A 22,142-nucleotide genomic window follows, 5' to 3' on the forward strand; every position below is an offset into this window, starting at 1 on the left:
GATTATCGGGGACAGGTTTGGAACCTGCTCCTCTATCACTGCCTCTTACCGCAAGATAAATGACTCAATTGTTCAGCACCGCTACGTTACTACCCACGAGACGTACAAGAGTACCAACAAAAAAATCCTCGCCGTCTGAATTGGTACAGACGGCGAGGGAAATGGTAGCTAGCGTTGTACGAGGGGAACGCGCACAATGAAGGTGGGTGATGGCTCTTGCTGCTCAGCTTCTAATCCCAAACCGAGCGTACCACGTTCATGGAGAAGTTGGAAATAGGCTGTAACTTCATCAACCGGTTGATCCTGGGTTAGTGGCTCGCTAGCCACAGCCGATGATGCAGAAGGTTGCGCTACGCCGTACCACGCGCCATCAGCACGTCCCCAGGTAACTTCCAGGTACGCCAGACCACCAGCTTCGTAGTGTTCAACCTGGAAGGTGCGCCAGCCTGCACTAATGTCAATGTTCGCACATGTCTGACCGACACTATCACGCCAGCGTTCAAATCGAACCGTTCCGTCAACCTTAAACCTGAAACCATCATCGGAGTTTACACAGATACGATACGTACCGCCACGTAACGATACCGGCCAGGTAAACCGCGATGAAAAGTTATCTTGCCACCAGGAATTATGAGGCCCTCCCAACCACCATCGTTTGCTAACCGAATTGAGAACTTCGCTTCGGTAATTGCCGGTAAAGTCACGCTTGTCCCAATATTCGGCCCACACCCGAGGCCAGAAGGCAAATTCCATCGAAGCTACACCACCACGCTCGTAGAAATCAACGACTATATTGTGTGTACCAGCATTGAGGGATTGATAGTTCGAGTAAGCTGATTGAGCAGGATGATCCCACCACTGATCAAGAACCTTCTGACCATTCACAAAGACCCGACTACCATCATCACTGCGGGTATAGAATTGCCAGGCTCCACCCGGCAGATACAGTGAGCGGCGCCAACGTACTGAGAAGTTGTCGGCTGGAATGGAACTATCTGGACTACCCAAACCCCAGTCAAACTTGATATTTTGATCGTTGCGGAGGAAGGCAGGTTCACCTGACAGGTTCGGGTTGCGGTAGTAAGCCCCTTCCCACACCATTGATGGTGTGTGATATTGCAAGTCCACTAGGACGATAGCACGATCGATGATGTCATAGTACTCAACTTCGATCAGATGCTCACCAACCGAGATATAGACATCGGTTGTCGAACGAGTAAAAGGGCGATTGTACCACTGGTTCAGGATCGTTCGACCGTCTATCCGAATCCGCAGGCCATCGTCAGAGCCGGTAGTGAAGCGGTAGACACCACTCCGGTCAAAACGCACCATTTTCTTCCAGCGAACTGAGAAGTTATCAGCAGCTACACCAGATCCAGGCGAGCCGGTGCCCCAATCAAAGTCGATCCTATTATCGCTCCGCACAAGCACCGGTGTACCCGACAGATTTGTGTTATTGTAGTATTCACCACGCCATTGACCTGGCAAGACAGTATTAGTACCGGTGGCAACAGCGTTGACTTTGAATCCCCACTGGAAACGAAGTTTTTCCCAGGTGTAAACAACACCGGCACCATTGCGCCGCGAGCCATTGTATGGAGAAAGGTTGGCATTTCCAAACGGATCGTTAACAATCAGGCGAACTTCAGCACCGGCTCGTTCGTAGCCAATAATCACGACAATATGACCGGCGCTAGTTAAAGCGGTTGCCGCGATAACAGCATGACCACGTTCAAGAGCATCAACGATTTGTTGGAGATTGAAGACGTGGTGCTGTCGTGTCTCAGCATTGTAGGGTGGTCCTCCTTTCTGATCGATACCATAGACACGGAGCGCCTGTTCCATCCACTCGCGTCCACCATAGCTCCGGGACGGGTCGGAAGTTTGGACCCAGCGGCCGTTATGATTGTGACCGTTATGGAATTTTCTAACCTCTTCGCCGAGATTATTACTCTCTAGCTTTTGGAGAGCAGCCAGCACCATGACTGTCGAGGCCGCACCACAGGCATTATACTTACGATCAAAGTTAGTAGGCGTATCGAGGACTTGATGTACATACGGCTCATACGTCGTGGGATTGAAACCGGGAACGATATAGCGTGCGTAGCGCGTATTTGCTGTGGCCTGCGTCTCAATCGAGGCCAGAGTGGTACTATCCAGTCCGAATACAACTAACCCCTTCGTAAAGGGATTCGTCGTGCTATCGAGTGCTGGTAATCCGATCAACGCAGTGCCATCCTCATTCCACTGGAGACCCGTGGATTGCACCGAGACTGCCAGCGGTTGCGTTGTTCCCTGGTTCAGATCGTGGATCAACACTTCACCGGTTGAATGACGCACGATTGCCACCTTGTCGCCTTGTGGCGACCAGACTGCCGCACCGATGTCAAGTGGGTCACTGTAGATAACCTGCGCACCGCTACCATCAAGATTGGCGGTCAGCAGTTTTGTGCCATCTCCAGGCAGTGTAGAAAACAGCGAATTTGCTGTCACTGCCGCAATGCGCATCGTATTGGGAGCGGTCTGTACAAGATCGAAAGCGAGGTAGACAGTATTATCAGTCTTGCGGAAAAGGTCATTGACCGTCTTATCGTCAAGATCAATGCTGTTTAGCCCTATGAGGTCCTGCGTTTCAGTGTTTACCACCGTGTAGAAGAGAGAGTTGGAACCGGTGATACCACCGATTACCTGACCAACCCCTTCACCCACAATCTGGTCATGGGTACTACCATCGGCACTGCTCAGCCATAATTCACCGGAATAATTGGCCTGAGCAGCTTGCTCCAACCGATTAATTACCGTGCCATCTGCCTCGCCAGCAAAAGGTCCGCGGGCCAGAGTGTAGGCGATCTGATCGCCATACCAGGCAAACGAGGTGGCAGCTAACGCAGGATCATCACTAGCGTAGATCAGGGTGGTGTCGAGACCATAGAGATCGGTAACGAAGATCGCACTATTTCCGGTCTCGCCGTCGATGATCATATAGGCCACACGCTGACGATTCGGCGATAGTTTGGCAATCACCCGATCTACTGTAACCGAACTAACCGGTACGGCTGTCACTAACCGCCAGGTATCATTTTCAAGGAAATAGATGCCGTAGGTTGATGGGTTGAACGCCAGGACATAAACACTCGGCGGTAGATTCGGATCGCCTGACATAATCAGGTTTTGCTCTTGATTCTGCGCCACGGTCGGTGCGGGCGGCTGGCCCATACTGAGCAGAAGCAGCAAAATAAGGCTTAGCGGGATGAGCCATCGTTGTAGTGTACGGGCACGCATAGAACACTCCTTTCGCGTTTGAATCATCGTTGTACGAGTGGCAGATAGACTTGAACTGGTTGGTTCACGTCATGCATCTCAAAGGGAAGGGCCGGTGCTGTCGTTACTCGATAAAAGCGACCTCCGTTGTCTTCAACACTCCCATCCATCGCAATCAGACGGAGCAGATACGTAGTTTCTGGCTTCAAATGACGGAGTACTATCAGCGTCTCTCCGGGAATAGTGCTTGATGTTCCCGTCTGACTTATCCATGGACCTCCTTCCTGTTCGGCATACTCTAAACGGGCAATCCGACCATCGGGTGCCATCCAGCGCACAACCATGCTGTTTGCGGTGCGATGGGTGATAAACGGATGGCTCTGGCGTAACACCCTCTGTATTGAGAGACTCACGGGAATTCGGATTTCGGCAGCGGTCGGATCATTACTTTGAATAACAAGCTCGGCCCGATACGTTCCCATCGTCATCCCTCGTCCATCGAACTGGATGGGGAATGAGAGGGTTTGACCGGGCTGAACCACGCCACTCGTTTGCGGAAGACGGAGCCAGCCGAGACCGGTTTGGGCCGCCTGTGCAGCAGCGTATACGTCAAGCAGACCGTAACCGGTCTGTGCATCTGGACCCGGTGCAGCCAGATCACGGGCTGTTGTACGGAGTAACGTCTCGATTTGATCAACATTTAGGCCAGGACGTAACGAGAGGAGCAAAGCGACAGCACCGGCTGTATGGGGACTTGCCATAGAGGTGCCATTTTGGGGAATAGTACCTCCGTTAAGAGCTGCCGACTCGATACTTGCACCAGGAGCAACCAGGTCTGGTTTTACATTCGAGGTCAAACGTGATGGACCCTGGCTGCTAAATGGTGCCAGTGCGTCTTGTGAATCTGTCGCACCGGTGGCAAAGCTTTCGGCATAGTCACCGGGAGAGCTGATACTGCCACTACCAGATATGGGGCATCCTGGGCGGGCCTGACCACAGTTCCCAGCAGCAAAAGCTGGAAAGATACCGGCAGCCCGCCATACCGCCACCATCTGCTGGAATAGGGGGCGTCCACCCGGCCCACCCCAGGAATTATTGACAACTTGTGGACGCATATCGGGATTGGCAGCCGTCGGACCAATCGCTGCCGGATATGGCGCCAGCATCCATTCCATAGCCCGCAAGATGTCGAAATCCCGACATGACCGATTGCTACAGGCACGGGCGGAAATCCAGCGCGCCCCTGGCGCAACACCAATGCCATCGATGCCGACCATCGTACCGATGGTATGCGTACCGTGTCCGTTATCGTCGCCGGGCGCATTCGGAAACGAGCCGGTCGGATCAAACCAGCTATAGGTGTGATCGTAGGTGCCATCGGGATTGCGACCACGATACGTCGGATTGAGGAGAGGATGATCGAGGAGGGCACCAGTATCAATACTCCCCACGACTACCCCTTCGCCCCGCACACCGAATTCGCCCCAGACCCGATCGGCGCCAATGCGTCTGATATTCCATCTGACGCCAGTTGTTGATTGGGGCAACGGTACTTGTGATACATCGTTCAGGGCGTAAACTTCGCTGATTGTGATACCAACCACTCGCGGTTGCGCTAACAGGGTACGCAATGTCTCTGCGTTCCCACGCACGACAATTGCATTGACACTGTAAAGCGACCAGTAAAAACTCACTGCCCCATTGCGTTGTTGCTCATCCAGATAGCGCAATGTATCGGCCTGACTGCGTGTAGCAACTTCCTGCAATTGCTGCACGACTGCTCGACCTCGCTCGCGCCAATCCTGGATTTGCGCAGCAGCCCGCAAATCGGCGACTTCGTTCATGTAGACTAGGTACGTTTCCTGGCGATTCGATGTCGTTTGGGCGAAGCGGGTAAGCCGCGCATCGAGACGTTCGTTAGGGCGGTACGGACGAGGGATGGTTAAAGATGTACTCTCTCCTGACAGAGATGCCGTCGGCAAAGATGAGAACGATGAGACAGACTCCGCACGGAGATTCACCAATAGCGGACTGGCTCCCTGATTGGCGATGGTTAGTGTTCGTTCGGTGCGGTCACCACTCACGAGGGTTACGGTGATAGGATCGGTTGACACCACCAGTCTGGGGTTATCAATGATGGTTAATGTTTGGGTTACCGGTAATGACCAAATTCCCGCATCGTCACGCACTGCCAGCGAGACTTCATAGACCCCCACTGCGAAATCAGATGCGTTCACGGTAAGCGACGCACTCGTGCCGAGCAGTTGCGTGCCGTTGAGGAGCCAGCGATAGGCCTGAATCTGCCGACCGCTGCCAGACGCTGCGTTACCACTGCCGATGAGTTGAATACGGTCGGTGCTGCGATTGGCCGGATTCGGCGATACACTGTCGATGCGGGCTGTTGGGAGGGCAGAACACGACGACTCGCGCTGTTGCCACGTGTTAAGACGCTGAAATTCTGTCTCCCTACTCAGGATGAGCGCACGACAGCTTACCAGTTGATAGACTGCGGTATGGAAGGCTTGCGTCGGCGGGCGCAGCGTATCGGGGCGTTGCGTCCATGACAATCCGTTCCAGGCCCAGATCGTTGAGTCAATGGAGGTTGATCCAATTCCACCGAAGAGGACGGTCTCGCGACGCACAGCATCGTAGAACAGGGTGTGACCCATCCGGCCAGCCGGTCCACTCGCTACCACACGTTGCCAGCGCTCGCCATCCCATTCCCACGTATCGTCGAAATAGATCGGTGTCTGCCCGTTAATGGCATAACCGCCGAACACAACTACTCGTCCGCGCACAGAATCATAGGCGGCAGCATGGTTTCTGCGGGCAGGGGGCTGGGTGGTCGGAGAGCGGGCAATCCAGGTCTGACCATCCCATTCCCAGGTGTCATTGTAGAAACCGATTGTGCTTTGTGCGCCACCGAACAGGACAATCCGGCCACGCGCTGCATCGTAGGTGAGAGTGTGACCCCAACGGGGTGGCGGTGATACCGGCGGATTACGCAGGAGCCACGTACTCCCGTTCCATACCCAGGTATCATTACGGCTACTGCCACTATAACCGCCAAAAAGGACAACCTCATTGCGAAGGGGATCATACGCCATCGCGTGACCATAACGCGGGGAAGGTCGCGTGGCGGGTGATGCCATCTGCCAACCCTGTTCTGCCGTCCACAACCAGGTATCGTCCAGAACTGCACTGTTCACCCCACCGAAAAGAACGATCGTGCCCCGTCCAATATCATCGGCCAGTGCAGCCTGCATACGAGATGAAGGTGCAGTAGGATCGGGGAAGAGTCGCCAGTTGCTCCCATTCCAGACCCAGGTATCAGCATAGGTGTTGAACAGACCACTCCCACCAAACAGGAATATGTGCTGATGTGTGGCCGAGAATGCCGCGGCAGCTCCGCTGCGAGCAGTCGGTGACACTGCCGGGGTCAATCGCTGCCATGTACCACCGTTCCACAACCAGGTATCGGCAAGGATGTCGTCTTCATTCTCACCACCGAAGAGCAAGACCCCATTCGACGTTGTTACCAGAATGTGATCGCTTCGCGCCGGAGGGGTCGGATCAGACGTTTCTCGCGTCCAGTTGGCACCGTCCCAAACCCAAACATCGTTCAGGAACCTGGTATTGAGACCCAATACGATCTTTCCGCCAAACAACACGACGCGATCGGTCGTTGTATCGTAGGTCATTGCATAGGACTGGCGGGGTAGAGGTTGGGTTTCCGGTTCCAGCTTGATCCAGATCGTCCCATTCCAAACCCAGGTGTCGTTGAGCGATTGACCGTTACTGCCTCCGAAGAGCACAATTTGCCGCCGCTGGGTGTCGTAGACCATCGCATGAGATCGGCGCGGCGATGGTGATTGGGCTGGCTGGAGTTGCTGCCATGTCCCGTCTCGCCATACCCACGTATCACTCAGGAACGAAAGCCCATCCCATCCGCCAAACAGCACTAATTCCTGCCGACGGGCATCGTATGCGAGCGCAGTATCACGACGTGGTGTGGGACCGTCATTACCAATCCACTGCCAGCGTTCGTTGCGCCAGATCCAGAGGTCGTTAAGCAATCGGTTGCCATTGGCCGCTATGCCACCAAAGAGGAAGACAGTATCCGCACTGGCGGTCATAGCATGATACTGACGAGCTGGTGGAACATCTGGCTGCCAGCCGAGTAGTTGAGTCGCGCCAACAGTGGGAGTAATAGTAAACCAGGAACTACACAACGTGACAATGAGCAAGCACTGAAACATCAGTCGCGTCATACGCTGCTCCATTCACCTACTGGTGAGCATGTGCTCTGCTATTGTGAGAGAGTGTGGAAGAAGTCTTTTTTTGGCAGCGAAGACACGAATAAGAGGTATGTGCTATCGTTGTAGGGGATCGTAAAAGCTCATAGTCTAGCAAAGAGAAAGCAGGGGCGGATCTGCACTCGCCCCTGCTATGACGAGGTAAGGAGAGGAAGCCTCCCTCCCAGTTGAGGGAGGCACGTGATGGGAGTCAGATTTGAAGAGGGTTTCTGCCAACGTACCGCTACCGTACCACCAACGGCACGTACACTATATCTTTCGGGCGAAGTAATGGTAAGAGACCTGCTGGTCCCAGATCAATAATCGGTAAAGTGGTCACGGTAAAGTAATTGTTCAGGAAATCGTCCCACTGGCTGTTGGCAGTGAATTGGAACAGTCGGTGAGAGCTATAGCTTTGGAAAGCATTGCCGCCTGACGAGAGTGGGAAATAGATACTGACCCCATTGGCGTTATCAAGATTGATAGAGAGATTGTCAATATTACCACTCTCTCGACGCGAAACGACGACCAACTGATTGCGTACCCGATCCAGCACCTGCTGCGCGGCAGCATTGATGGACGAATTGGGGATCGACTGTACCAGACTCGCCCAGTGCACGAGATCGATATACTCATCCTCCTGGGTAATCTTGTACAACGGCTCGCGGGAGTCGAACTTCTGCACGTTCTGACGCGCTCGTTGGAGATCGGTCTTGACGCTTTGCAGGTTATTTTGTAATAGGGTTAGCAGTTGATCGAGCGCCTGCCGAACCGACTCAACCTGCTCCAGATCGAGCACGGAGATGGTGCGTGGGGAGCCGACCAGGGCTACATGCCCGAAATAGCGTTCGGCAATCTGCGTTGCCAGGCTGCGGGGCGTACTTTCGGCGCTTACCTCTGCAATCACCTCGTTGAGACCTACCAACATTGGAACACCCTGGAGACTGACCTGTTCCGCATAATTTTGATACGCAAAGACCGACCAGGCCAGATACTGTGACGCAATCAGATACCCGGCATAGTTCCGCAGCTCGTAGGCATGCTCGAGAAGCGCCATCGAACAGGCATCGTAATGCACAATATCTATCTTGCGCTGCCCATTGTTCGTCGCCGCTCGTAGAGCCTGGCTGATTTCCCATGGCTCCAAAACATCGTTCCCACTATTCTGATCCGGTCCAATACCTACCAATCCATTGCCATGTCCGGCCAGAGCCAGATAGGAATATCGAGCCGGATAGCGATCCCGTGCCCACCGGACAAACTCCTGGAGGGTCTGGGGGTTCCCCATATTCAGTTCACCTAGCAGCTCTCGCTGTATACTTGTTGCCTCAAACACCAGACGCTGCGTATCACCGTTTTGATCGCCATCGACCAAGACCACGATCTTGACATTAGGGTTCGCCGTTGCCCGTTCGAGGGACTGAAGAGCGCGGGCTATATAGCGATAAAGGTCATTATCACCGTTGAGGTAGAGCATAAAGAGGAAGAGTGTACAATCCGCCGTCGTTGCCGTTACCGTATTGCTCGGTGCCGATTCCCCGGCATTGCTGTAGGCGCTAACCCGATACGTATACGACTGCCCGCACTGCAAATCGGTGATAGTGTGCGTGGTTGCATTCGCGCCCAATGTGGCAATCCGGTTCCAAGTATTGCCATTCTGAACGTAGATGTAGAAGCCGGTCTCATCCGTGGAGTTATCTTGCCAGGTGAGCGTAATGCTGGTAATGGTTCGTCCGATCTGGCGTAAATTGCTAGGAGGTTCAGGGGCAGGCAATTTCGTCCACGAGAACTCAAGGCAGGCATGACCTGTTAATTCAGTGAACTCGGCCAATACATTATGGTAGCCTGCACTGATGTAGCGATCAACTACGTATTCTTCATTCACCTGACTGGCATCCTCATCGAGAATCACCGGGTTCTGGTTAATATAGAGGTTGATGACATCATCAGCCCGAGCGCGGAAGCGATACACGCCCTCCTCGAAGTAAAACCGTCCACTCATCCGTACCGTGAAATAATCTGCCCAAACACCCCACTTACCATCAAGAGGAGAGCCATTACCCCAGCACAGGCTATTTACGGGATAAAGGGCTCCATTCCTGACCCAGGTCGGTCCCATCTGAACGTTTGAGGGATTGGAAACATAATTGCGATACTCGATGCGCCACTGCCCGTCCACGGGTGTCGGCCACGGACGTGCTTCAACATTTTCCGATGAGTGATAAATAAGAATACCGTTACGAAAGTTCTGTTGCGGTTTACCATCGGTATTAATGTATTCATCGCTCGTAGGTGGACCAAGCCACGAATCCCACGCCCCTAAGACGTGTCTGTAGTGATGCCAAATTCCCCCACGAATGATATAAGCTGGTGTCCCACGAACCTGCTCATCGCTCGGGCGGTCAAGCACGATAAACAGTGCACCAAGCTCGCCACCGTCGAACTCCTGCAGCATCACTCGGTTCGTGTTACCATGCCAACGAACTGGCCCAACAGGATAACCAACCTTCGCCGCTCCACCATTGCGGTTGTAAGCCTGCTCAAACACCTCCACCCGATCACTAGGTTGACCAATGGTGTACCCTGTACCAATAGCACCTTCGTTCACAATCAGACTGTTGACACAGCGGCTCAACCCATCGCGAATGCGCACCATACAATTCCCGGATACCCGCCAGCCACCAATATCAATTCCGTCAATTGCCAGGTTTTGTCCATTCACTTTGATCCAGAACTGAAAGTGAGCACCGGTCACCCACCCCCCACAGCGTACCTTCGTGCCCTGCACCCCAATCGGCGCCCAACGACTCACCCACTGACCATTCGGAACAGAGATTGAGTCCAGATGATAGTAATGGCTCTCCACGCCACCGCCGTGATCGATCCGCACGTAAGTATCTGCTGCACCAGGACATGCGTGGTAGACGACCCCACCACGTGCGGCGTGAACCAGCGCTCCAGGCGAACCGGCAAAGTCGAGTGCTGCCAGTATCGATCCGCCTGGCGCATGGGGACCCTGGGTTAGATACCGACTCTCGCCGACCGGCCAGGGTAACCCCATAGCCAACCCAAGGTCATCTTGCAATGTTACCGCTTCATCGGCTGCAAGCGTAATCGGTTGGTCTGACGTGAGGGTAGCCCACTGCTCAGGGGTGAGTAATAGGCGCGGAATAGTACGCAAGGCAGTTGCAAAATGCGTGGTATGTTCAATAGCCACTGCCCAGGTATCGCTCTGCTGTTTTGCCAGGAAGAGAACGATGTCTGGAGCCGCATCTGATTCGGGAAAGACACTGACCGAACCAAAGGACCACTGCTCGTATTCGGAAATTCGGTTGACAAACAGCGTGGCGTTAGTCGGTATTGTTGCCTGATCGCGAATTGCTGTCTGCACCGCTTGCTCAAGCGTACCTCGATATTTAGGAATGTTTGGTTTTGTTTCGGCTTGAGCAATTGACAACGAGCCGATAATAACGAGGATACCGGTCATAAGAACAAACAGACGATAGCGTAGCATAAAGGTGTTCCTCCACGATAGTGTCAGGTCGACGAACAGCAATTAATGTTTGCTTGAGAGGTCTTCTTTTCATAAGAGATGCTCAGATGGGGGCAAATTTGGCAGGGTTGGAGATGTCAGTTGGGAACAATAGCGATGTTTCTCCTTCGCTCGAGCAAATTAAAGGCTTAAATGGTGAGGGGAACGTTGACAGGCAACTGGCTCCCCTTCCTCGCACCGTGTGGAAGCGGAAGGATGGACAGAGCGTGGCTAGCGCGAAAGCATGTTGGCAATCCCTCACGCAATGGTTGTGCGGGCACAGTACGTTCCCAATAAGAAATCCGGGTTTTTGATCAGGCTCTGCGAATCCGTGCCTGGCATGAACGAGGGGTACATACGCCAGATGGGATGGTGTTCGGTGTTGGCAGCCAACTGCAAAAAAATGGGACTACGGTAACGGTGCGTTGCTGCGAGTGTTACCACTCGTCCTCTTGCACGCCGGCAGTGGTAGACGGTTATCGAGAAGCCTGGAACACTGCTGGCAATTGTCTGCGTAGGACACCTAATCAGGCGCGGATGGAGCTTGCAACAGACAAGTCCGACACCTAGTGAGGGAAAGGGAGATGTGATCGGTACGCTACATTCGGCGCGCCGGGCAACTGCTTAGCGTACTGGTTATGTGTAGATCGTGCGTCGCAAACAAATACGATACCGGTACAACTGACTGCTACGCAGACGGTTGTACCGGTATTCGTTATGACTTACGGGTATTCCTGGATTCTGGCGTCAGCAATTGCGTAGTCAAGTGTTGTTGAACCGATTGCTGCTCTCAGGTAATCGCCATGAGATTGATCGCACGAAGCTACGCTATACCTGCTGTGGTGCAATCGAGTCGCCGATACTCTGTTCCAGAGTGCGAAAGATCCTCTACACCTGACGTATCACCGATTGCAGGTTTAACTGTTGATGAATAATACGGGCAATCTGGATAGCGCCATCACGTGGCACGGCATGCTTAAGCCGTTCTACCGTTGCCGCATAGCGCTCTGGGTCTTCAAGACTGGCAATAGCTGCTACAATTCGTTCATTCGTTGGGCAGAAGAACCCCAATTCGTAATTGAGAACAAAATCTATATTTCCGTGTTCCTGCAAACCGACCGCTTCGGTAACGATCACTGGTTTGCGCATCACCAGAGCTTCCATCAATGTTCCTGGACCGGCTTTGGTCACCACAACATCACTGGCCGCCATTAACTCTTCCATGTTGTGAACAAAACCAAACAGATGGGTATAGGGCAACCGTGGCCCATTCCGCAACTCTTCGTAGAGCGCACGATTCTTGCCGGTGACAACCAGAAACTGTTTGTCGGGCATCTGTTGCTCGAGCATTTGCACCAGTTCACCGAGTCGACCAGAACCAACCCCACCGGCAGTCAAGAGCACGGTAAACCGATCCGGATCAAACCCTAGATCGCGACGGGCTGTTGGTGCATCGCGATTCTCGGCAGCGAACTTCGGATGTACCGGAAAGCCACAACGCTGAAGCTGGCTGGGTTTCATGCCACGTTTGTGCATCAATCGGTAGGCTTCATCGGTTGGCGTGAGCGCCAGATCGACACCAGGGTAGCTCCAAGAAGCGTGCAACGAAACCAGATCGGTGACGACGGTCAGCACACGAAATGCATGCCGACGGCGGCGACGAGCGGCACAGACCAGCCGATGAACAAGCGGGTGGGTGACGACGACTAAGCGCGGCTGTCGTTCACTGAGGAGGCGATCTAGATTCTGGCGAGCGATAAGATAGACAATCCGCGACAGAAAACTCACGGTCGATTGAGAGTCGGTCAGGCGAAACGAGAAATTGTACAGCTTGAGCCAGCGGGTTGATAACTGATCGTAGATACCAGGGGCACTACGAATACCGGGCACATTCGTTGCCTGTAAGAGGTCTTCGATAGCCCAGGTAATACTCTTCCCTGACATTAGTTCGAGCGCAGCACTGATCGCCACCGCAGCACTGCGGTGACCACCTCCAGTATCAGAAATGGCAAACAAGACATCAATTGGTTGTCGGTTCGTCATAACTCAATCGTGAACATGATGGGCAAGATCGGCAATCACCTTTTCAGCAATATCGAGTGCAGCACGTGGATGGGCCGCAGCTTGGGCACAACGCCGCATTTCGGCCAACATCGTTGGGTGGTTCAACAGCGTCAAGACAGCTCGTGGCGCCGAATCACACATTCGCAACTGGATGCCGCTACCGGTGCTCACCACGTAGTCAGCATTCCATTCCTCCTGACCAAGGATTGGATCGACGATAATCATCGGTGTGCCACGTGCCATGACTTCACTTACAATCAAACCACCAGCTTTGGTAATGACCAAATCGCTGGCCGTAATCAGATCATCGACGTAATCGATAAATCCCAGTACCCGCAATTCAATATTGGGTGTGGAGATAAAGTCACTCAGCGATTCGACTAATGTCGTATTGCGACCGGCAACCACGATCAGTGTGGCCTTTAGTGGACTCTGCATTAAACCACTCACCATCAGCCGCACGTGTTCATCGTCAATTCCGCCACCGAAGAGGGTAACGACCGTTCCTTCCATGGGCAGATCGCGACGCCGACGTGCCGACAAGCAATCGTTTGGCTCGGCAAAACAGGGATCTATTGGAATACCACTCACAACAATTTGTTGTGGACTTACCCCACGCTCGATCAATTGATTGCGCGTCTGTTCATCACCAACAAAATAGCCATCAATCTCGGTGTAGGTCCAGAATGTATGAGCTGCGTAATCGGTGATGACACAATAAATCGGCTCAGTCAGACGGGCACTCCGCTTATACCCAACCAGTAGCTCCATCGGTAGAAAGTGGGTGCAGATAATCACGTCTGGCTGAAATGCGCGTAACACCTCTTTAAGACCGTTGGTACCGATGCTCTCAACTAGTTTGCGAATATTGTTGGTGATTTCGGCCAGATTCGGATCAGCATTGGTCTGCGTGTAAAAATACCCCCATACCAGCGGCGCCCGGTCGGTCAATTCAAGGTACGACCGGGCATATGCGAGGCGAAAGAGCCGTGAGGTGTGGTCGAGGACATCCTCGACTCGTACTTCACCTGGCTGACGACGGCTAAACGCCGCAGCCAGCGCCTCAGCCGCACGCTTGTGGCCGGTTCCTACCGATGCGTGTAAAATCAGGACTCGTGGCATAGCACTATCTCCGACGAGGCACCGTTCCGAGAGGGCCTTTCATCCTGTACCGAAATTGCCAGGCACTACTCGTTGTGATGCAACCGATAATCCTTTCTCGTTAACGGTATGGTACCATGTTTCGCCGCGATCTGTTTTACGTAGCACCAGTATTTTAGAAACGAGTCGGAAAAGTGCTTCTGTTGCAGCCTTCACTTGCTGTACCATTGGCGTCCCTCACCTTCCCCTCCAGCCCCCCTTCCGTTCCCACAAGGGGCAGGGACCGCTTCCTTCTCTATTTCGGCCACCGGAGAGAGAAATTCCCGACATCTACCATCGCCCCTTTTTCAAGAATATGCAGAACCCATTTGCCTGCAAGCGAACCTTCACGCACAATGAACATGGTATGCTGCAAGGAATACATCTATCGGAGCATATATGCGAGGAATCGGTCGCTTGTTGAGGGTGCTTTTTCGGAGTCCGGTGCGTGCATTTGGCTGCCTGGTGTTTATCCTTGGAGGAAGTAGTCTGGCAACCTGGTCATTGTTCACCGTCGGCACTATCGTAACACTCATCACCCTGTTCACAATTGTTGTCGGGCTAACCCTCTTCTGGCGTAACGCGGACTGGTGGCATCGTCTCTGGGTAGGTGGCCTGATGTTGGCGGTAGCCGCATCCGTGATCGCACTGCTCAATCTCAATACGCCACGAGGGTTGGTGTTTCAAGTGGTAGCGGGCCTGGCCCTCTTACCATCACTTATCGCTGCCACCGGCTACGTCTGGCAGCAGCGCTTACGTGGTCGCTATGACATGCCGGCTCAGTCGCTGCCCACATCGCCACCAGCACCTACCGATCTGCCCCCACCATTACAGTGGCAGAGACCGGTTATCACCGATTTGCCGCCACCGTTACCGTGGCTGAGAACAGCTATCACCGATCCGTCAACACCAGCATCCCGGCAGGTGTCTTCGCCCGATGACCTGCCAATGCCACTGCAACACGAGAGCACAATTCCCGCGACTGACTTGCTTGACCGGTTATTGAATACACCGCCAGAGAAGTGATATGGAGATCGATCCACGTGCTCAATTGATTGAATGGCCCAGCACCAGCCTGGGGGTCAACGGACGAATGTATATCTATACGCCGCCAGAGTACGATCCTGATGGTCCAGCGCTACCGGTTGTCTATCTTTTGCGCGGTCACGAGCGTGAGTGGATCAATCGACGTGAAGATGATAGCCGGATTGGAAGCGCCATTGATGTTTACGAGCGAGTACGCGCACGGGGTGAGATTGGCCCGATGTTGTTAGTTATGCCCGGTTTAGCCAGTACTGACAACCGCATTCCCGGTTTACTGGCCGATTTCATTGCGCCACAATTGACCGATGCGCCGGGCATTGGGCATGGTCGCTTCGCTACGTTCTTTTTCGATGAGGTACTGCCTCTTGTTGAACACCAATTCAACGCTCATCCGCGTGCCAGAGCGATTACCGGATTTTCACTTGGTGGTTATATGGCGATCAAAGCTGTTGCCATGCGCCCGGAGCTGTTCGTAAGCGTCAGCGCCTACGATGGCTCCTTCCCATACGCCAGTGATTGTGGTCGCAGACCGCGTCGTTACGATACGCTCTTTACGGCACCGATGTTTGATCCGGCACTGGGTCGTCCACGCAACTGGCAACAATTGCGCGATCACAATCCGATTTGCCTGCTTATGCAGGCCGATAGAACTGCACTGCGTCGAATTAGCTGGATGATCCAATATGGGCCAGAGCACATTGAACCATGGGGTTCAAATTTTTATCGGGGTGAGTACCTACTACGGGCACTAGCTACGCTGGGTATCGCCAATGCCGCCCCGCAAGCTGCTCTTCCTGATGGTGCGCATACCTGGGCAGTCGCTGATCGTCATCTCGAACAGGCTCTACCATTACACTATCGGGCTTTTGAACACATTATCAAGAAAGACCCATGAAATCACCGCCATCCAATACAATTGAATTGCTGATCCGCTTACGCTGGCCGCTCGCCGCAGTTGTAGGATTGCTGTTTGCGCTTACCCGGATGGTAGAAGGTATCTTCTTCGACGCGGCGATGGAAACACCGACTGGGCGAACCCTTGATCCAATTGTCTGGGGTATTCTCGCCTTTGGTGCTATCTGGGTGGTGTTCAGTTGGGCCATTCGTCAAGAGCAGATCCGTAGGTCGAATGAAGCGCGGATGCTTGAGGCACTGCGCGAAAGTAACGAACGGCTGGAATTGCTCTACGAAATAAATCAGCGCGTGGCATCGAGTGCGACTCTCGATGAAGTCCTCGATTACGCTATTACTCTGCCGGCCAGATTAGTCCATGCGGCTGCTGCCACGATCGTTCTTATCGATGAACGAGGACAGCCGTATACCGCACGAGTGACCGGGATAGATGCCGCCTCCCTCGAACGCACCAGAACTGCTTTCCATCAGCTTTCGATGAGCATCCCTCCGAGTCAACCGGTTATACTCCAACCACAACAGCCATGTGCCTGGACAGCATGTCTGATTTTACCGTTGGTTGAACGAGCAGTACAACCAATTGGCTGGATTGAAGCATTTTTGAAAGAAGACAAGGCAGCCGCGACAGAAAGCCGACAGCCATTGTTAGCAACTGTAGCCGCTGAACTGACCGAAGCAATCATCAACTGTCGGCGCCGTGACCGGGTTATTGCCAGCATAGCTGCTGTTGAACGCGCTATCAGCGCCGAGCGTACTCGCATTGCTCGTGACCTCCACGACGGTGTTGCCCAATCGTTGGCATTTATGCGGATGCGGATCGATTTGTGGGAAGACTGGCTACAACAAGAGCCAGAACGTCTACGCGCCGAGTTTGCCGATTTCAAGAGGAACCTGCGGCGCCAGATTGAAGAGTTACGACGGGCAATTTTTGCCCTGCGCCCGATTGAAATCGGACAGCTCGGCTTTGCCGGTGCGCTCCGGCGCTTCGTTCAGGAGTTTGCCGAACAACATGACTGGAATGTTGCCATCGATTTCGCCGAGTTGCCCCCTGATATACCGCCAGTATTGGAACTAGCCGCCTTTCGCTTTGTTCAGGAAGCGCTGAACAATGTTGCCAAACACGCGCAGGCTCGTCGGGTTTGGGTCAAGCTAGGAGTGCGTGACCAGGGACTGATCATTCATGTACGTGATGACGGAATTGGGTTTAATCCGGGCGAAGAACTGCCAGCCGGTCACCTGGGTTTGCGTCAGATGCGGGAACGGGCTGCGGCTCTCGATGGTCATGTAACTATCATTTCACGTCCTGGCGATGGCACTGAAGTGCGAGTCTGGTTGCCATTGCTCTATTCATCAACACCGGTGGCCTGAAACTGGGGGGCAACCAGTATGCTGATGCGTCAAACGATGGTTTCCAGCCACGTACTGCAAGACGCAGGACAGCGGCCCGCACATCCAGGGCGAAAATCCTTAAAAGCTCTACCTGCAACCAAATCCAACTTCTGGCGTATCCCATGATCGCCCGTTTGTCGAGTATGATAGAGACGCCGGTATGACACCACGCTGGCGTGGTGCACAATACATGTGAGGAACTATGACAACAACTACTGACCGTATCCAAATCTTCGAGCACGTCCTGGAAGGTTTAATGCGCCGTTACCGCGAACGGGTTCCAGACGTCACCGCAATTGCTCAGGCGATGGTCGGCGAAGGGATTATCGCAACACCTGATCACATCGAGAACGATCACATTGCATTCCGTACCCTGGGAGTGCCACACCTAGGAATTCGCTCACTGGAAAAGATATTTCTGTACTACGGCTACCAACGTCGTGATCGCTACCACTTCCCGGCCAAAAAGCTCGACGCATTCTGGTACCATCCACCACGTCCCGATCTGCCGCGTATCTTCATCTCTGAACTGCGGGTGAATGATCTCTCAGCAGAAGCGGCAGCCATTATCCATAGCTACACTGCTGAAGTTACCGCCGATCCGGTTGATTCACTTGACTTGAACGATGCCAATCAGGTTGACGATTTTCTCCATCGTCCACTCTGGCGATTACCAACCTGGGCCGACTATCAACGTCTGGCTGCCGAGAGTGAATATGCGGCCTGGGTGATTTACAATCGCTATTACCTCAATCACTTCACCATTACCGTTCACAACTTACCGACCGGATACAATACGATTGCCGATTTTAATGCCTTCCTCGAGCGGCATGGTTTTAAGCTTAACGATGCTGGCGGGAAGATCAAAGTTAGTCCTGATGGGAAATTACTCCAGTCGAGCACAGTCGCTGAAATGATCTGGGCCGAGTTTGCCGGTGGCGAACGGCATCAGATTGCCGGTTCGTATGTCGAATTTGCCGAACGGCGACCACTCGATGAATTTGCCCATCTCCCTCCACACGAACTGCGCCGTGAACATCGTCGTGAAGGGTTTGAGGCTGGGAACGCCGATAAAATCTTCGAGAGTACCTACAGCACACAAACGGCGAAACGAGTCGGTTAGATGCAGAGATCGACGGGGCGAAGCATGCTTCGCCCTGTTATGATAATTGCTTCACGAAGTACCTGACGAGAGCATCTCATTCTTGACAGTCAAAGACCTCTTTGCTACATTATACACTCGATACACTTTCAACTCTCTAAAACATTCTCATTAAGGAGATATGATAAAGCGTATGGAAGAATTTCATGATCAGATTTCTCCACCCTCTGAAGTGAAAGAAATCTCTGGATCGTATATCCGTAACAAAGAAATTCCTACTTTTTTCGGTCAACAAATACTCAAAGGAGAAATTTTTGACGTTGAAAAAGATTGCATCGTTCCTGAAAGACCTATGCTTTATTACTCACATCCTCATGGCGAGATATGGATTGGAGACGCTATTGCCTGGCTGCGGTCACTGGAAACCGAGTCGGTGGATATGATCTTTGCCGATCCGCCATACAACATCCAAAAAGCGGCATGGGATACATTCGAATCGCAAGCTGCGTATGTTGAATGGTCATTGCAATGGATTGCTGAAGCGGCTCGTGTGCTGAAACCAACTGGTACCCTGTATATTTGTGGATTCTCTGAAATTATTGCCGATCTGAAACTACCCGCATCTCGCTTCTTCAGAGGATGCCGCTGGCTGATATGGCACTACAAAAATAAAGCAAACCTTGGCAGAGACTGGGGGCGTTCACACGAAAGTATTCTCCATTTTAGAAAGGATCGACAATTCACATTCAATATTGATGATATTCGCATTCCTTATGGGAATCATACATTAAAGTATCCCGAACACCCACAAGCCGAGACCAGCCAGTACAGTAGAGGGAGACGACGTCATCAGATGTGGCAGCCGCATCCACGAGGTGCCAAACCCAAAGATGTTTTGGAAATACCGACAACCTGCAACGGTATGCACGAGAAAACACCACATCCTACCCAAAAACCCGAAGAGCTTCTCCGCAAGCTGGTTCTGGCTTCGTCCAACATTGGTGATGTCATCGTTGATCCATTTCTTGGTTCTGGAACGACTGCTGTGGTGGCGGAACAACTGCAACGGCGCTGGAAGGGATGTGATATTTCGCTTGAATATTGCCAATGGGCTGTCCGTCGTGTCGAGCTGGTCGAAGATTGGCCAATTGAGAAATGGATCCAATACGATTTTGAGAATGCGAAGCGAAGGAAATCTCTTCGATGAGCAATATTACATTGCAAGATCTGCAATTCAGAATTCAAGATAAGAATTATCTCCGTAAACTGGATGATTTCTATACACTATGTGATTCATTTTTGGCATTTATATATCACCAACCACCAACCCGAATTACCTCCCCTAACCGCCATCATTACATCTTTTATCAGTTTGATCAGTTGCATGGCTATAGAATCACTCGGCCACTAAATACAAACCTTTTTATCGATAGACCAGACCAATTTCAGGAGGAGCAAAAGCGATTTACAGATTTTCTTGGTAAGCTAGCGAATGCCAGGCATCATGCTATCAATCAACCAGACATCCAGACGTATATACAGTCTCGAGGGATCCACAAAGTTATCTACACAATACAGCAGGCAATTGGCTGTATTGGCGATTCGCTCACAAACACCAATCAATCACGGAAGCGTATCGGACAACTCTTCGAGATATTCATTAGACTCATTATTCAGAAATTAGGATTACATTGCGAGTCAAGAACGCTTACTATCCGGCTGCCTGATTATCCTGAATATGAAATGTCTTATGAATTAGATATGGTATTTTCGCAAGGCAGAGCTATTATCGTCTCCGAGACGAGAACGCTCCACGAAAAAGAAATTGTTGCATCGGTAAAGACGACAAGTAAGGATCGATTGGATAAAATCTTTCTTGATAAATATCTCCTTAGTAAGCTTCTTGGAAGAGACATTCCAGTAATAGCAATCTTCTTGCATGACGTTCAGCGATCTATGAAGATGCATTTAGTTTTTCCTGATTCTCATTTAGAGTAAAGTGTTCGATCCTGAGACCACGCCCATAGTCCCGGATATGCCAATCGCCTCGTTCGTCTTCATATATTTCTATGTTGTCGCTCCCAGTTAGGATCTGTTCATCAAGAGCATTAGCGATAATTTCTCGTAAAGCATGTTCAACTTCCCAGTTTTCCAGTACTTTTTCGATGTTTAGATCAAATGCTCGTAGAGCCATAAACCTCTCCCACTCGAAATTATTGTTAATCTGATTGTAGATAGGTTGGGAACAGTACTTATCCAATCCTACGAGAACCAACTACTAGGTTAGACTATACTACAAATTTGCATCTAGCCTAAAAATGCCAATGTCGTACCGAAAGCGATCAATACTAGCTCAATTGCTAGCAGTATCTACCATTGATTTGGACGCTTAATGTTTACTGGGAAATACTTACTGACTATGATACCGCCCACGGTTGCAAGACGTAATACCACCAGTTGTTCAATACGCCGTCAGTCTCACCGGCCACTCTGGGCAGATGGTCGAGCCACCAGAGATGGTGTAGCCGCATATCGCCAGCGCCCCATTCGGTACAGTGCATCAGACGCGGTGGTGCACTCAGGTCGGGAAAGGCGTACCAGGCATCGGCCCGTGACCAGACACGGCGTGGGTTCCCCCAATCGTAGTCGCGAGCGCTTGACGGCGCAAAATGCACATTTCCGCACTCGTCAAGCCGCGTGAATCGTGCCCAAAGATTCCGTTCTGGTGGATGATGCCGGTAAACATGCGCCATAATTGATTCGACCCGATGACCAAAATTCTCTAGCATACAACCAACGTCACGTTCGACGTTAAAACCCATCACGATATAGCGACGGGCCGTCGGTAGGAACAATGGTGGTGCATTGCACCAGAACGCATCAATCCCAACCATCCGACTCTCGTAGTAACCGGCGTAGGGAAAGCCAAATAGCCAGATTTCGTCAATCTCGCCCTGTTCAATCGCTTCAGTAAGACCGATTTCGGCCAGCAATCGCTCGTAATCGGCTTCATCGGGCTGATGAAACGGTTGTCGTCGTTCCCATGCCGCCAGGTAAGTTGCACTATTGTAGCGAAAACCATCGATTTTGACCGGAAACTCATCAAACACCCGCCGCAATACAATCCGGTAATCGGCGATTCCTCCCGAACACGCCCGCAAATCAGTAATGTACTGCTGAGCCAGCATTTCGGCATCGTTCCAGCCCATCACCCGACTCAACGGTAAACCGCCCCGCTCAGGGATCGACGGGTCGTGCACGATCATAGCTACTCGGAGAGCGATTGGCGATCCGGGTCGATCACCACGCACAATCGGCGACCGATCAGGTGGTTCATTTCGCTCTCCCCTATTGAACAGCCAATCAAGCATCAGTAGTTCCTCTCTCGACAACGCTGTGGCTC

The 22,142-nt window shown here is 52.3% G+C and carries 12 protein-coding genes; 6 read left to right on the forward strand and 6 right to left on the reverse strand.

Going from position 1 to position 22,142, the window contains the following annotated elements; genetic code table 11:
* Positions 1–168: 168 nt before the first annotated feature.
* The 5 genes from QTO31_RS14325 to QTO31_RS14345 all read right to left on the reverse strand — a co-directional run bounded on the left by QTO31_RS14325 (position 169) and on the right by QTO31_RS14345 (position 14,274).
* Positions 169–3,282, reverse strand: a complete 3,114-nt coding sequence (locus tag QTO31_RS14325; RefSeq protein WP_301429745.1) for a PA14 domain-containing protein — start codon at positions 3,280–3,282, stop codon at positions 169–171.
* Positions 3,283–3,305: 23 nt separating this feature from the next.
* Complete coding sequence (locus tag QTO31_RS14330; RefSeq protein WP_301429748.1) at positions 3,306–7,532, reverse strand: kelch repeat-containing protein; 4,227 nt, start codon at positions 7,530–7,532, stop codon at positions 3,306–3,308.
* Positions 7,533–7,800: 268 nt separating this feature from the next.
* Positions 7,801–11,070: a clostripain-related cysteine peptidase gene (locus tag QTO31_RS14335; protein WP_301429750.1), complete on the reverse strand. Its 3,270-nt coding sequence runs from the start codon at positions 11,068–11,070 to the stop codon at positions 7,801–7,803.
* Between the two features lie 906 nt (positions 11,071–11,976).
* On the reverse strand, positions 11,977–13,131 hold the full coding sequence (locus QTO31_RS14340; protein ID WP_031461014.1) for an MGDG synthase family glycosyltransferase: 1,155 nt from the start codon (positions 13,129–13,131) through the stop codon (positions 11,977–11,979).
* Positions 13,132–13,134: 3 nt separating this feature from the next.
* Positions 13,135–14,274 carry an MGDG synthase family glycosyltransferase gene (locus QTO31_RS14345; protein ID WP_031461013.1) on the reverse strand — a complete coding sequence of 380 codons (1,140 nt, stop codon included), beginning with the start codon at positions 14,272–14,274 and terminating at the stop codon, positions 13,135–13,137.
* 417 nt (positions 14,275–14,691) lie between these two features.
* On the opposite strand from QTO31_RS14345, the gene QTO31_RS14350 reads away from it, so the two are divergent.
* The 6 genes from QTO31_RS14350 to QTO31_RS14375 all read left to right on the forward strand — a co-directional run bounded on the left by QTO31_RS14350 (position 14,692) and on the right by QTO31_RS14375 (position 20,737).
* Entirely contained in the window at positions 14,692–15,318 is a 627-nt protein-coding gene (locus tag QTO31_RS14350; RefSeq protein WP_301429752.1) for a hypothetical protein, read from the forward strand.
* Between the two features lies 1 nt (position 15,319).
* On the forward strand, positions 15,320–16,231 hold the full coding sequence (locus QTO31_RS14355; RefSeq protein WP_301429753.1) for an alpha/beta hydrolase: 912 nt from the start codon (positions 15,320–15,322) through the stop codon (positions 16,229–16,231).
* A complete protein-coding gene (locus tag QTO31_RS14360; RefSeq protein WP_301429754.1) occupies positions 16,228–17,616 on the forward strand; it encodes a sensor histidine kinase in 1,389 nt (462 codons plus the stop codon). Before QTO31_RS14355 ends, QTO31_RS14360 begins: the two co-directional genes overlap by 4 nt.
* A gap of 223 nt (positions 17,617–17,839) precedes the next feature.
* Entirely contained in the window at positions 17,840–18,760 is a 921-nt protein-coding gene (locus tag QTO31_RS14365) for a DUF1338 domain-containing protein (RefSeq protein ID WP_301429755.1), read from the forward strand.
* A gap of 331 nt (positions 18,761–19,091) precedes the next feature.
* Positions 19,092–19,946 carry a DNA-methyltransferase gene (locus QTO31_RS14370; RefSeq protein ID WP_411278404.1) on the forward strand — a complete coding sequence of 285 codons (855 nt, stop codon included), beginning with the start codon at positions 19,092–19,094 and terminating at the stop codon, positions 19,944–19,946.
* The gene (locus QTO31_RS14375) at positions 19,943–20,737 is read left to right on the forward strand and encodes a hypothetical protein (RefSeq protein WP_301429759.1); all 795 of its coding nucleotides are present in this window, start codon (positions 19,943–19,945) and stop codon (positions 20,735–20,737) included. The genes QTO31_RS14370 and QTO31_RS14375 overlap by 4 nt, the downstream gene beginning before the upstream one ends.
* Before the next feature lie 419 nt (positions 20,738–21,156).
* Here the strand turns inward: QTO31_RS14375 and QTO31_RS14380 are convergent, their stop codons facing one another.
* Entirely contained in the window at positions 21,157–22,110 is a 954-nt protein-coding gene (locus QTO31_RS14380; protein WP_301429760.1) for a hypothetical protein, read from the reverse strand.
* Positions 22,111–22,142 lie beyond the last annotated feature (32 nt).

The organism is Chloroflexus sp. MS-CIW-1 (assembly GCF_030444705.1).
Taxonomy (GTDB): domain Bacteria; phylum Chloroflexota; class Chloroflexia; order Chloroflexales; family Chloroflexaceae; genus Chloroflexus.